The sequence below is a fragment of the bacterium genome (assembly GCA_035295165.1).
Taxonomy (GTDB): domain Bacteria; phylum Sysuimicrobiota; class Sysuimicrobiia; order Sysuimicrobiales; family Segetimicrobiaceae; genus JAJPIA01.
On sequence record DATGJN010000092.1, the window covers coordinates 45,354 to 58,008 of the forward strand.

Sequence of the window (12,655 nt, forward strand, 5' to 3'; positions counted from 1 at the left end):
GTCGGAGGTGGTCTCATGGAGATCGACCTGGAGCGGGTCCAGCGGGCGCTCGCCCACTTCGGATCCGCGATGGAGGAAGCGCAGCGCATCGTGCGGCGCGGCCCCGCCGGCGCCGTGCGGATCCACACCGATGATCGGGTCATCGAGTTGCCGCTGAGTTGGGCGGCCGCAGGGCTCGCCGCGTTCGTCGTCGCGACCATGCTCACCTCGCTGCCGGTGCGCCGCGAACGAGAGGAGGAACCGCTCGGGATCGGATAGGGCGACCGGCTCCGCCTCTCGCCAAGGGCAGCCGCTCGATTCGCAGGAGGACCCCATGACATTTCAAGACCTCATCCTCGGCCTGGAGCGGTATTGGGCCGCCCGCGGATGCGTGATCGCCCAACCGTATGATCTGGAAGTGGGCGCGGGCACGATGCACCCGGCCACGTTCTTGCGGGCGCTCGGACCCGAGCCGTGGGCCGTGGCGTACGTCCAGCCGAGCCGGCGGCCGGCCGACGGCCGCTATGGCCAGAATCCGAACCGCCTCTACCAGCACCATCAATACCAGGTCATCCTCAAACCCTCCCCCGACGACGTGCAGGATCTCTATCTCCGCAGCCTCGGCGCGTTGGGGATCGAGCTGCGCGACCACGACCTCCGGTTCCTCGAGGACGACTGGGCGGACCAGACGCTCGGGGCGTCCGGCGTCGGGTGGCAGGTGTTTCTGGACGGTCAGGAGATCAGCCAGTTCACCTACTTTCAACAGGCCGGCGGGATCGATCTGCCGGTGGTGCCGGTGGAGCTGACGTACGGGCTGGAGCGCATCGCGCAGTTCGTGCAGCGCAAGGACAACATCTTCGACCTTGAATGGGCGCCCGGGGTCACATACGGTGAGATCCGGCGGGAGGAAGAGTTTGAGCACTCCAAGTACGCGTTCGAGCACGCAGACGTGCAGATGTTGCGGGACCAGTTCACCGCGAACGAGGCCGAGGCGGGCCGGTTGCTCGACGCCGGCCTCATCGTGCCGGCGTACGAGCACGTGCTCAGGTGCTCCCACACCTTCAACCTGCTCGACGCGCGCGGGGCGGTCGGCGTCGCGGAGCGCGCAAGCCTAATGGCCCGGTGCCGGATGCTGGCACGGCGTAGCGCGGAACTCTATCTCAAGCATCGCGAAGATCTGGGCTGGCCCCTGCTCCGGAAGCGGCACGATGCCGCGTAACCCCCGGACGACGTCCCCATCGGCGCGGCGCCCCCGCCCGGCGGCGCGGACCGGCACTCCCGCGCGCCTTGTCTTCGAGATCGGCTGCGAGGAGCTGCCGCCGCAGGCTGCGTGGGATGGAGCGCGGCAGCTCGCAGACGGCGCGCGGAGCGCGTTCGAGGCAGCGCGGATCACCGTGGGCGAGATCCGCGCCGTCTCGACACCCAGGAGGCTCGTGCTGATCGTCGAGGACGTCGCGTCCCGCCAGTCCGATCTCGTTCGCGAGGTGCGGGGGCCCGCCGCGCGCGCGGCGTTCACCCCCGACGGGCGCCCGACTCCGGCGGCCGAGGGGTTCGCGAAGGGGCAGGGCGTGCCGGTGGGGGCGCTTGAGCGGCGTGCGACGCCCCAGGGGGAGTATGTGTACGCCGTGCGGCGCGAGCCGGGAGAGCTGGCGGCGCGGGTGCTCGGCGCGCTGCTGCTGCAACTCGCCGCCGGGCTGGCGTTCCCGAAGCCGATGCGGTGGGGGACGGGGACGGTGCGGTTCAGCCGGCCGGTGCGGTGGCTGGTCGCGCTCTTCGGGACCCGTGTTGTCGCCTGCGAATTCGCCGGGGTTCGGGCTGGACGGCGGACGTACGGGCATCGGATCCTCCACCCGAGGTCGGTGGCGGTCGCCTCCGCCGGCGTCTACGAGGCGACGCTGCGGCGAAGTTTCGTGTTGGTCGATCCGGAGGAACGCCGGCGGCGCATCACAGACGCGGCGACCCGAGCCGCCCGGGCGGTCGACGGTCGTCCGATCCTCGACCCGGACCTGCTCGACGAGACCGTGCAGCTTGTGGAATGGCCGGAGGCATTCGTCGGCCACTTCGCCGAGGAGTTTCTCGCGCTCCCGCGCGAGGTGCTGATCACGGTGATGCAGCACCACCAGAAGTACTTCGCGGTCGAGGACGCCGCGGGGCGGCTGCTGCCCGCGTTCGTGGCGGTGCGCAACGGCAACCGGCGCGGGCTCGCCACCGTTCGCGAGGGAAACGAGTGGGTGTTGCGGGCGCGGCTCGCCGATGGCCGGTTCTTCTTCGACGAGGACCGCAAGCGGCGGCTCGAGGACCGGGTCCCGGCCCTCAAGGACCTCGTGTTCCTCGACCGGCTCGGCACGATGGCCGACAAGACGGCGCGCCTGGAGCACCTGGCGCGCATCCTCACCCGGCTGCTCGGACTCTCGACGTCCGACGGGCAGCTGCTGGCGCGCGCCACGCATCTCAGCAAGGCCGATCTCGTTACCCAGGTGGTGCGCGAGCTGCCGGAGCTCCAAGGCATCATGGGCGGCATCTACGCCCGGCTCGACGGGGAACCTGCGCCGGTCGCAGACGCGATCCGCGAGCAGTATTTGCCCCGCGGCACCACCCTGCCGGCCTCGACGACCGGCGCGCACCTGGCGCTGATCGACAAGGTCGATACGCTGCTCAGCGCGCTCGCGGCGGGCATCACGCCGAGCGGGTCGCAGGACCCGTACGGCCTCAGGCGTGCGGCGTCTGGGATTGTTGCGATCGTGCTGCGACACGAGATCCGGGTGAGCATGGACACCCTCGCGCGTGAGACCGGCGTCATCCCGGCGGCGGATGAGGCGCGCGTGCTCCACGAGTGGCGGAGTGCGCTGCGCCAGCGTCTCCGTGCGGCGCTGATCGACGAGGGAATCAGTTACGATACCGTCGACGCCGTGCTCGAGGCCGGCGCCGACGATCTGATCGACGCGGCTGCTCGGGCGCGCGCGCTGTGGGAGTTTCGGCGGACGGCGGCGTTCGCCAGCGTGTACACGGCGTTCGACCGGGCGGCTCGGATCCTGCCGAAGGGTGTCGGGGGGGAGATCCGCGAGGAGCTCTTCGCCGCACCGGCGGAACGTGCGCTGCTCGGGAGCCTGCGCAAGGCGCAGGACGTCGCGGGCGCGGCGGCGCGGCCGGGCGATCAGGCCGTCCAGGACGGCGCCGCGCGCGGCGCGGACGCGCTCGTCCGGCGGTACGGGATGGCGCTCGCGCGGCTTGCCGGGCTGGCCGGTCCCGTGGATCGGTTCTTCCAGGACGTGCTGGTGATGGATCCCAACGAGACGATCCGCCAGAACCGCTTCGCGCTGCTCGCGGGCGTGGTCGGGTTGATCCGGCCGATCGCAGACCTGTCGCGCGTCGTCGTCGGAGAAGGAAAGGCGGCGACGTCCTCCTAAACGCACAGTGGTACCGCGGACGATCCGATACTCAGAACCATTACAAGGTGAGGTGACTTGAGGATGGCAGTACGCACTCGCGCAAAGGCGTCCGGGCGACGCGTGTCCGCGCCGCGCCGGCGCAGTGCGGCAACTCTGGCGAAAGGGAACGCCCGCAAGGGCATCTGGTTGTTCGAGGAAGGCAACGCGACGATGCGGGACCTGCTCGGCGGCAAGGGCGCCGGGCTCGCAGAGATGAGCCAGGTCGGACTCCCGGTGCCGCCAGGGTTCACGATCACGACCGCGGTGTGCAACGCGTACAACGCGCGGGGCCAGCAGTTTCCGGCGAGCTTGATGGATGAGGTGCGCCGCGCGCTCGCGACGGTCGAGCGCAAGATGGGCAAGAAGTTCGGCGACCCCGAGAACCCGCTGCTCGTCTCGGTGCGGTCCGGGGCGAAGTTCTCGATGCCCGGGATGATGGACACGGTGTTGAACCTCGGGTTGAACGAAGCCACACTCCGCGGTCTCGCGGCGCTCACCGGCAACGAACGGTTCGCACAGGATGCCTACCGCCGCTTCGTGCAGATGTTCGGGAAGATCGTCCTCGACGTTCCCGGCGACAAGTTCGAGGCGATCCTGGAGGCGCACAAGCATCGCACCGGCGCCCGCATCGACACCGACCTGAGCGCGCAGGACCTGCGCGAGATCGCGCAGGCGTTCAAAGACCTGATCCGGCGGGAGAAGGGTGTGGAGTTCCCGACCGACCCGTGGACGCAGCTGGAGCTGGCGATCCGCGCGGTGTTCGACTCGTGGATGGGAAGGCGCGCGGTCGACTACCGGAACTTCAACAAGATCGCCCACGACCTCGGGACCGCGGTCAGCGTCCAAACGATGGTGTTCGGGAACATGGGCGAGGACAGCGCGACCGGCGTCGCCTTCACGCGCAACCCCGCGACCGGCGAGAAGAGCCTGTACGGCGAGTATCTGCCGAACGCGCAGGGCGAGGACGTCGTCGCGGGCATCCGGACGCCGCACCCGATCTCCCAGATGTCCAAGGAGATGCCGGGCGTGTACACGCAGTTCCAGAAGGTCGCGACCATGCTGGAACGCCACTACAAGGAGATGCAGGACCTCGAGTTTACGGTCGAACGCGGCAAGCTGTGGATGCTCCAGACCCGCACCGGCAAGCGGACGGCGCAGGCCGCGGTGAAGATCGCCGTGGACATGGTGCGGGAGAAGTTGATCTCGAGGGACGAGGCGCTGTTGCGCGTCGAGCCGGACCAGATCTACCAGCTGCTGCTGCCGCGATTCGATCCGGACGACAAGACGGCCGCGGAACGGGAAGGCAAGCTGCTCGCGACCGGCCTGAACGCGTCGCCCGGCGCCGCGACCGGCGTCGCGGTGTTCGATCCCGACACCGCGGTCGAGATCGGGCAGCAGGGCACGGCCGTGATCCTCGTGCGCCCCGAGACGAACCCCGACGACGTGCACGGGATGCTCGCCGCGCGGGGCATCCTGACGGCGCGGGGGGGCGCGACGAGCCACGCCGCGGTCGTGGCGCGGGGGCTCGGCAAACCCTGCGTTGCGGGGGCCGAGGCGATCCGGGTGGACCCGCAGAGTCACCAGTTCAGCGTCAACGGCACGATCGTGCGCCAGGGCGAAGCGATCTCGATCGACGGCACGACCGGCGAGGTGTTCGGCCGCGCGATTCGCACGATCGACCCGGACGTCAGCAAGGATCGCGATCTGCAAACGCTGCTCGGGTGGGCCGACAAGACGCGGCGGCTCGGCGTGTGGGCGAACGCCGACTATCCGCGGGACGCGGCCCGGGCACGGGCGTTCGGCGCCGAGGGCATCGGGCTGTGTCGGACCGAGCACATGTTCTTCGAGGAGGACCGGCTCCCGATTGTCCGCCGCATGATTCTCGCCGAGACGGAGGCCGAGCGGCAGCGCGCACTCGATGAGCTCCTCCCGATCCAGCGGCAGGATTTCGTCGGCATCCTCCGCGAGATGGCGGGGATGACGGTCGTCATCCGGTTGATCGACCCGCCGCTGCATGAATTCCTGCCGCAGTACGACGAGCTGCTGATCGAGGTGACGGAGCTGCGCGTCCGCGGGAACAACCCCGCGGAGCTCGCGGAAAAGGAGCACCTGCTGCGTGAGGTTGCGAAGATGCGCGAGCAGAACCCGATGCTGGGGCTCCGGGGGATCCGCCTCGGCATCATGTTCCCCGGCATCATCGATATGCAGACGCGAGCGATCCTCGAGGCGGCATGCATCCTGGCCAAGGACGGCGTGCGCACGCATCCGGAGATCATGATCCCCCTCGTCGGCCACGTGAACGAGCTCAAACTCGTCGAGGACCGCGTCCGCCCGCTCGCGGACCGCGTCATGACCGAGCAGGGCGTGCGGGTCAAGTACAAGTTCGGGACGATGATCGAGGTGCCGCGGGCGTGCGTCGTCGCCGACGAGATCGCGCAGGTCGCGGAGTTCTTCTCGTTCGGCAGCAACGACCTGACGCAGCTGATCTTCGGGTTCAGCCGGGACGACGCGGAGGGGAAGTTCCTGCTGGAGTACGTGAACATGAAGATCCTGCCCGAGAACCCGTTCCAGGTGCTCGACGAGAAGGGGGTCGGGGCGTTGATCGACCAGGCGGTGCGGCTCGGCCGGCGGACGCGCTCCGACATCGAGCTCGGGATCTGCGGCGAGCACGGCGGGGATCCGGCGAGCGTGGAGTTCTGCCACCGGGTCGGGCTCAGTTACGTCAGCTGCTCGCCGTACCGCGTGCCCACCGCGCGCCTCGCGGCGGCACAGGCGGCGCTCAAGGAGAAGCGGGCCCGCGGCGAGCGTGACCGGTAGTCGCCGGCGCCGAGGCCTCGCCCGCTCGAGCGCGGATCGAGGAGACGGGGGTCCGGCCGGCCGAGAGGCCGGCCGGACCCGCAGGGGGGCGATTGGAAGCCCATGACGCCGCGCGAGACCACCGAGGCGTTGGAGGACAAGGTGCTGTCGACTCGCGGCGCGCGAAGCGCACGCTCGCGGGGCCGGCAGCGGCCCGAACCGTTGGACTTCCTGCGCACCGAGTTCCAGCGCGATCGCGATCGCATCGTGCACTCGAAGGCGTTCCGTCGGTTGATGCACAAGACCCAGGTGTTCGTGGCGCCCGAGGGCGACCACTACCGGACCCGACTGACGCACACGATCGAGGTCGCACAGATCGCGCGCACGATCGCGCGCGCGATCCGCATCAACGAGGATTTGACCGAGGCGATCGTACTCGCCCACGATCTCGGCCATCCGCCGTTCGGCCACGCCGGCGAGGAGGTGCTCGACCACCTCATGGCCGATCACGGCGGATTCCGACACGATCTGCAGAGCCTGCGGATCGTCGAGGTGCTCGAGCGTCGCCGGACGCGCGACGGCGCGTACGAGGACGGCCTGAACCTCACGTGGGAGGTGCGGGACGGCATCGGCGGGCACTCCAAAGGCCGGAAGGACCTGGAGGTGCTTCCGGGGATCGAGGAAGCGCTCCCCGAGCGGGTGCCGGAGACGATCGAGGGACAACTGGCGCGCGTGGCTGACCGGATCGCCTACATCCACCACGACACCGACGATGCGATTCGTGCCGGGCTGATCGATGAGCGGGACGTGCCGGCGTCCGTCCGGAGCGTCCTCGGCGAAACGCGCGGCCGGTGGGTGGACACGACGGTGCGCGACATCGTCAGCCACTCCACGGACACGCCGCGTCTGGGTATGAGCGACACGGTCCGTACCGCCCTCAACGAGCTCAAGGAGTTCCTGTTCACGACCGTGTACTTCGGCTCGGCCGCCAAGGCCGAGGTCGGCAAGATGCAGCGGCTGCTGGAGGTTTTGTTCGCTTACTACGTGGAGCACCCGGAGGAGATCAACCCGGACGCGCGCCGGTTGCTGGACGAAGGCCGGGCGACCGTGCACCGCACGGTGTGCGACTTTCTTGCCGGGATGACCGATCGCTTTGCGATCCGGACTCAGGAGCGGCTGTTCGTCCCGAAGGCGTGGGGTTTCTAAGGCGTGCGGCGGTCATCCGCCGCCGAGGTACAACGATTCCAGCCCGACGAGCCTCTGGGTGATGAGCACGACGACGAGGGCCATCCCGATGCTGATCGTGCCCGCTACGGCGGCCGTGGGATCGAACGAGAACCGCAGGTAGTCGAACAGTTCGATCGGCAGCGGGGTCGTGCCGACGCCGCTCAACAGCAGCGAGATATTGAACTCGTCGTAACTCGTGACGAACGCGAACACCGCCCCGGAGATGAGCCCCCCTTTGATCAGCGGCAGCGTGATCCGCCAGAACGTCTTGAACGCGTCGGCCCCGAGATTGCGCGCCGCTTCTTCCAGCGTGCGGTCGAACCGGATGAGCACCGCGCTTGTGATGAGGAACACGTAGGGTACGCAGATCAGCGTGTGGCCGACGATCAGCCCCGCGAGCCCGGTCTTCTCCCATCCGACCGCGTAGAAGAAGATCAGCAGCGCGATGCCGGTGAGGATACCGGGCACCGCAAGCGGTGCGACCATCAGAATCCGCAGTGTGTTGCGGAACCGTCCGGAGAACCGGACCACCCACAGACTGGCCATCGTGCCGACGACGGTCGCACACACGGTGACCACGGTCGCCAGTTCGAGGCTGAACCGGAGCGATCGGGTGAACGATCGACTGTGGGCGAACGCGACGAACCATCGAATCGACAGCCCCTCGGGCGGGAACCGGAGATAGGCGCCCGAGTTGAGCGCCGCGAGCACGACGACGACGATCGGCGCCAGGAGAAACGCGTAGACCAGGCCGACGGCGAGGTTCATCCACAACCGCTCGCGGGGTCGGATCATCGTGGAAGGGCGCCCCGGTGCGTCACGACAGATGAGCCGCGCGGCCCATCGCGCGGACGTAGAGCCAGATGACGGCGAGCGAAATGACGAAGAAGAGGATGGCGAACGCGCTGCCCCCCGGCCAGTTGAAGAGCTCCGTGACGGTGCGAACGACGAGCAGCGGCACGGTGAGCACCGTGAAGCCCCCAAGAAGCGACGGGATCACGTACGAGCTGACCGTGAGGACGAAGACGAGGATCGTGCCGGCGAACACGCCGGGCAGGCTCAAGGGTACGACGACGCGCCAGAACGTCCGCCAGGCCCCCGCGCCGAGCGACCGCGCAGCGAACTCGAGCTCCGGGTCGATGTGTTGGATCGTGCCGGCGATCGACAGCACCATGAACGGGATGAACACATGCACGAGGCCGATCAGTACGCCGGTGTTGTTGTACATCAACGGCGCCCCTCGCAGCCCGACGGCGCGCAGGAACTGGTTGACGAGCCCGGTGTCCTGCAGCAGAATCATCCATCCGTACGTCCGGATCAGCACGCCCACGAGCAGCGGCGAGATGACGAGGACCATCAGGACGCCCCGCAGCCGGCGGGGCGCCCGGGCCAGATGGTACGCGAGCGGGTAGGCGAGCACCAACGAGATCGCGGTCGTGACCCCGCCGATCCACAGCGTATGCCAGATCACCTGCCAGGTGAACGGATCGCGCAGCAGCGTGGTATAGTTGCCGAGCGTGAGGACGCGCAGGTACGGCGCGCGGTGGCTCGGCGTCATGAGGCTGATCACGAGCAGGTTGAGGTACGGCAGGACGAAGAAGACGACGAGCACGGCGAGCGCCGGGGCAACGAGCAGGTGGCGGCCGACGACGCGCCGTGAGGCGTCGGCGGCCGCGCCGTTGGCTGCGGCGCGTGCGACGGCCACGGCTAGCCGTCCCCCCGCGGCAGCGCCCAGCCCGCCGCGGGGTCGAACGACACGGCGACGATGTCGCCCACGCGCTCCGGCGCACTCACGTTCCCCTGGATACGCAGGACCAAGTCTCGCCCGACGTCCACGCGGAAATCGATGAGGGCGCCGAGAAACGTGCGCTCGCGGACGGTGCCCCGCATTCGGTTGCGGCCGTCCTCGGGCGAGACATCCGGGCGGCGGAACTCGAGGTGCTCAGGGCGGATGCTGAGGAGCGCGTCCGCGCCCTCTCGCAACGACGCGTCGCCGAGCGACGAGACGTGGCCCCCGGCCGTGTCGAGTACGACGCGGTCGCCGGCGCGCGCGCGCACGCGCCCGGGGATCAGATTGGTGAGCCCGATGAACCCGGCGACCGCAGCCGACCGCGGCCGCTGATAGACTCGTTCCGGCGGATCGTACTGCTGCAGCACGCCGTTCATCAGGACTGCCACGCGGTCGGCCAAGACGAGCGCTTCCGCCTGGTCGTGCGTGACGTACAGCGTCGTGATGTGGAACTCCCGCTGCAGCGATCGGATGTAGAACCGCATCTCTTCGCGGAGCTTCGCGTCCAGGTTGGCGAGGGGTTCGTCAAGCAGCAGGACGCTCGGGTTGATGATCAGGGCCCGCGCCAGCGCCGTCCGCTGCTGTTGGCCTCCCGAAAGCTGGCGCGGATACCGCCGGCTCAGGCCACGGAGCCCGACCTTCTCGACGATCTCGCCCACGCGGCGGCGTACTTCGGTGCGGTCGATCCCCCGCATCTCGAGTCCGAACGCCACGTTCTGTTCGACGGTGAGGTGCGGGAACAATGCGTAGTTCTGAAACACCATGCCGCAGTTGCGTTTCTCCGGAGGCGCGTCGGTCACGTCGGCGTCCCCAAGCCGCACGCGCCCCTCGGTCGGCGTCTCGAAGCCCGCGACCATCCGGAGCGTCGTGGTCTTCCCGCATCCCGACGGACCCAGCAGGGCGACGAGCTCGCCGGACCCAAGCTCGAGCGTCAGGTCCTGGACCGCGACGGCGTCGCCGAACCGCTTCGTCAGGTGATCGAGGGTGATTTGGGCCATCGTCGGTTAGGCCGGCGTCTCCGCCACGCCTGCTGGCCGGCGCGGCGTGGCGAGGCGGCGCGCGGATTCTCGAGATCGGCGGGCGCCCCGGGACGGGCGGATGTTCACGTCGGCGTTAACAGTGCCCGGTCACCTCGTGGTTCCACGCATCCGTCATCGCCTCGCGCGCGCCCGAGTTGTTGAGCCACACGTAGTCCCAGCGGGGAATGCGCGTCAACTGGTCCGGGGTGACGGGGATCAACTTCTGGAGGTCGCTGCTGATCGTCACATGGCCGTTGGCTGGCGTCCAGTAGAACTTCTCTGTCCACTTCTGCTGGACGGGCGGGCTCAGCCAGTAGTTGATGAACGCATACGCGAGATCTTTGACTTTGCTCCCGGCCGTCACGTTCATATCCTGCTCGAACATGCCACAGTAGCCTTCCTTGGGGAGCACCCACTCGACAGGGAGCCCCTTGGCTTTGAGAAACGCCCAGTCGGGGGCGTCGATCACGCCGACGTACGTCTCGCCCTGGGTCAGCATCGTCTGCTCCGTGCCGCTGAAGTCCACCTGGCGCGCCGCGCACAGGTTCTTCGCGATCCAGTCGACCGCCGGTTTGTAGTTCTTGTAACTGCCCGTCAGAATCTGGGACATCTTCATCACGTGCTGCGGTTCGCCCGAGTTCCCGATGGTGAAGATCGTCGTCTTGTTCCCGTACTTTCCCAAGTCGGTCCACGATTTCGGGACATCCTTGACTTGGTCGGACCGGTAGGTGATCCCAAGCGCGCCGACGAGCCCCAGGACGCCCACATCTTTGGGCTGGCGCAACGGTTTCGGCACGAACGCGAGGTTCGGCAACTTGTCCGCGGGCAGCGGCGCGAAGTAGCCTTCGAGGCGCAGTTGCGCCAGATAGGTTTCGTTGGTGACGAAGATGTCGTACGGCGGGTTGCTCTTTCCCGCGGCCTGCATCTTGGCGAACCAATCCTTCGCGAGCCCGATCGCCAGCTCCACCTTGGCGCCGGTGAGGGCCTCGAACGGCGGGATGTGTTCCTGCTCCATGAAATCCTGCCAGGTGCCCCCGTAGCTCGTGACCACGAGGGTCTGGCCCTTGAACTGCCCCGTCTGAGCGAACGCGGGATACCCCTCGCCAAGGGCGCTGATGAGCGTCGACGCGGCTCCAAGGCCAATACCCAGCGACGTCAGGCGGTGGAGGAGTTCGCGCCGCGTGAGATGCGCGGCGCTGGCCGGATGGAGCGTGCGTCGTACCTCGCGATGCCGCAGCAGATCAGCGATGTGCATCGATGCCTCCGCGGTACAGCGTGTGCGCGCCGGCGTCTCGGCCCGCGGCGTTCACCGAGTGTTCCACCCGCGTGGCGGACGTTCCTTCAGCACCGCACGAGGGCATTGTTGTACGTCGCGAGAATACTCCTCACGGCGGGATGCCGTAGGGCTTCCGCGTATGACGGCGCGTTCGGGGAACGGCCGCATGGCGCTCAAGCAGACGCTCGAAATCATGGAACTGGTCGATTCGGCGCGGGCCTCCGGCAGCCGCGTCGCGGCACTCCTGAAGGCGAGGGGGCTCGACCATGTGTCCGTCGAGCCGATCCGCGGATCGCGGGGCGCGACCGAGTTCCTCACCGTCACCGTTCCGGGTCGTACGGGCAAGCTCGTCGGCGGCGCGGCCCCGACCCTCGGGGTGGTCGGTCGTCTCGGGGGGCTCGGCGCTCGGCCGGAACGGATCGGGTTGGTGTCCGACGGCGATGGGGCGGTGACGGCGCTCGCCGTCGCCCTCAAGCTTGCCGATATGGCGCGGGAGGGTGACCGTCTGATCGGCGACGTGCGCGTCGCCACGCACGTGTGTCCGAATGCGCCTACGCAGCCGCATGAGCCGGTCCCGTTCATGGGGTCGCCCGTCGATATGCGGACGATGAACCAGCGCGAGGTGGATCCCGCGATGGACGCCGTTTTGTCCGTAGACACCACTCGCGGGAACCGGATCGTCAATCGCCGCGGCATCGCCATCTCGCCCACGGTCAAGGAAGGGTACGTGCTTCGGGTCAGCGATGACCTGCTGGATCTGATGCAGATCGTCACAGGGCGTCCGGCGGTGGTCCTCCCGATCACCACTCAGGACATCACACCGTACGGCAACGGCGTGTATCATGTGAACAGCATTCTTCAGCCGAGCGTCGCGACGAGCGCGCCGGTCGTGGGAGTGGCGCTGACGGCCGAGATCGCTGTCCCGGGTTCGGCGACGGGGGCCAGCCAGGCGACGGACATCGAACAGGCCGTGCGGTTCTGCGTCGAAGTGGCCAAGGCGTTTGGCGCAGGCGGGTGCCGATTCTACGATCCAGCCGAATACGCTCGGCTGCTCGAACTCTACGGATCGCTCTCGTGCTTGCAGGGGTCAGGAACCGAACGGCGTGCCGCACATTGAGGGGCGCGACGTGGAGCGCGCAGG

General features: G+C 68.4%; 10 protein-coding genes. 6 read left to right on the plus strand and 4 right to left on the minus strand.

The window, feature by feature from the left end; genetic code table 11:
• Positions 1 to 15: 15 nt before the first annotated feature.
• The 5 genes from VKZ50_15695 (at position 16) to VKZ50_15715 (ending at position 7,409) form a co-directional block, all read left to right on the plus strand.
• The gene (locus VKZ50_15695; protein HLJ61170.1) at positions 16 to 258 is read left to right on the plus strand and encodes a hypothetical protein; all 243 of its coding nucleotides are present in this window, start codon (positions 16 to 18) and stop codon (positions 256 to 258) included.
• 55 nt (positions 259 to 313) lie between these two features.
• Positions 314 to 1,198 (plus strand): glycine--tRNA ligase subunit alpha, encoded by an 885-nt coding sequence (locus tag VKZ50_15700; protein HLJ61171.1) that lies wholly within the window; start codon positions 314 to 316, stop codon positions 1,196 to 1,198.
• Positions 1,188 to 3,386, plus strand: a complete 2,199-nt coding sequence (gene glyS / locus VKZ50_15705) for a glycine--tRNA ligase subunit beta (GenBank protein ID HLJ61172.1) — start codon at positions 1,188 to 1,190, stop codon at positions 3,384 to 3,386. The genes VKZ50_15700 and glyS overlap by 11 nt, the downstream gene beginning before the upstream one ends.
• Positions 3,387 to 3,449: 63 nt before the next feature.
• On the plus strand, positions 3,450 to 6,224 hold the full coding sequence (gene ppdK / locus VKZ50_15710) for a pyruvate, phosphate dikinase (protein ID HLJ61173.1): 2,775 nt from the start codon (positions 3,450 to 3,452) through the stop codon (positions 6,222 to 6,224).
• A 102-nt stretch (positions 6,225 to 6,326) separates the two neighbouring features.
• Positions 6,327 to 7,409 (plus strand): deoxyguanosinetriphosphate triphosphohydrolase, encoded by a 1,083-nt coding sequence (locus tag VKZ50_15715; protein ID HLJ61174.1) that lies wholly within the window; start codon positions 6,327 to 6,329, stop codon positions 7,407 to 7,409.
• A 12-nt stretch (positions 7,410 to 7,421) separates the two neighbouring features.
• On the opposite strand, the gene VKZ50_15720 is transcribed toward VKZ50_15715, so the two are convergent.
• The 4 genes from VKZ50_15720 to VKZ50_15735 form a co-directional block, all read right to left on the minus strand.
• Positions 7,422 to 8,225 (minus strand): ABC transporter permease, encoded by an 804-nt coding sequence (locus tag VKZ50_15720; GenBank protein HLJ61175.1) that lies wholly within the window; start codon positions 8,223 to 8,225, stop codon positions 7,422 to 7,424.
• A gap of 22 nt (positions 8,226 to 8,247) precedes the next feature.
• Positions 8,248 to 9,135 (minus strand): ABC transporter permease, encoded by an 888-nt coding sequence (locus VKZ50_15725; GenBank protein ID HLJ61176.1) that lies wholly within the window; start codon positions 9,133 to 9,135, stop codon positions 8,248 to 8,250.
• A gap of 2 nt (positions 9,136 to 9,137) precedes the next feature.
• Positions 9,138 to 10,217, minus strand: a complete 1,080-nt coding sequence (locus tag VKZ50_15730; protein ID HLJ61177.1) for an ABC transporter ATP-binding protein — start codon at positions 10,215 to 10,217, stop codon at positions 9,138 to 9,140.
• A gap of 115 nt (positions 10,218 to 10,332) precedes the next feature.
• Entirely contained in the window at positions 10,333 to 11,493 is a 1,161-nt protein-coding gene (locus VKZ50_15735; GenBank protein ID HLJ61178.1) for an extracellular solute-binding protein, read from the minus strand.
• A gap of 187 nt (positions 11,494 to 11,680) precedes the next feature.
• Between VKZ50_15735 and VKZ50_15740 the strand changes: the two genes are divergently transcribed.
• Complete coding sequence (locus VKZ50_15740) at positions 11,681 to 12,631, plus strand: DUF1177 domain-containing protein (protein HLJ61179.1); 951 nt, start codon at positions 11,681 to 11,683, stop codon at positions 12,629 to 12,631.
• Positions 12,632 to 12,655 lie beyond the last annotated feature (24 nt).

Excerpts from the sequence above, each read along its gene's own strand:
- VKZ50_15735 (HLJ61178.1), bottom strand. The coding sequence starts at position 11,493 with ATGCACATCGCTGATCTGCTGCGGCATCGCGAGGTACGACGCACGCTC.
- VKZ50_15695 (HLJ61170.1), top strand. The coding sequence starts at position 16 with ATGGAGATCGACCTGGAGCGGGTCCAGCGGGCGCTCGCCCACTTCGGA.
- VKZ50_15740 (HLJ61179.1), top strand. The coding sequence starts at position 11,681 with ATGGCGCTCAAGCAGACGCTCGAAATCATGGAACTGGTCGATTCGGCG.
- VKZ50_15720 (HLJ61175.1), bottom strand. The coding sequence starts at position 8,225 with ATGATCCGACCCCGCGAGCGGTTGTGGATGAACCTCGCCGTCGGCCTG.
- ppdK (HLJ61173.1), top strand. The coding sequence starts at position 3,450 with ATGGCAGTACGCACTCGCGCAAAGGCGTCCGGGCGACGCGTGTCCGCG.
- VKZ50_15715 (HLJ61174.1), top strand. The coding sequence starts at position 6,327 with ATGACGCCGCGCGAGACCACCGAGGCGTTGGAGGACAAGGTGCTGTCG.
- VKZ50_15730 (HLJ61177.1), bottom strand. The coding sequence starts at position 10,217 with ATGGCCCAAATCACCCTCGATCACCTGACGAAGCGGTTCGGCGACGCC.
- glyS (HLJ61172.1), top strand. The coding sequence starts at position 1,188 with ATGCCGCGTAACCCCCGGACGACGTCCCCATCGGCGCGGCGCCCCCGC.
- VKZ50_15700 (HLJ61171.1), top strand. The coding sequence starts at position 314 with ATGACATTTCAAGACCTCATCCTCGGCCTGGAGCGGTATTGGGCCGCC.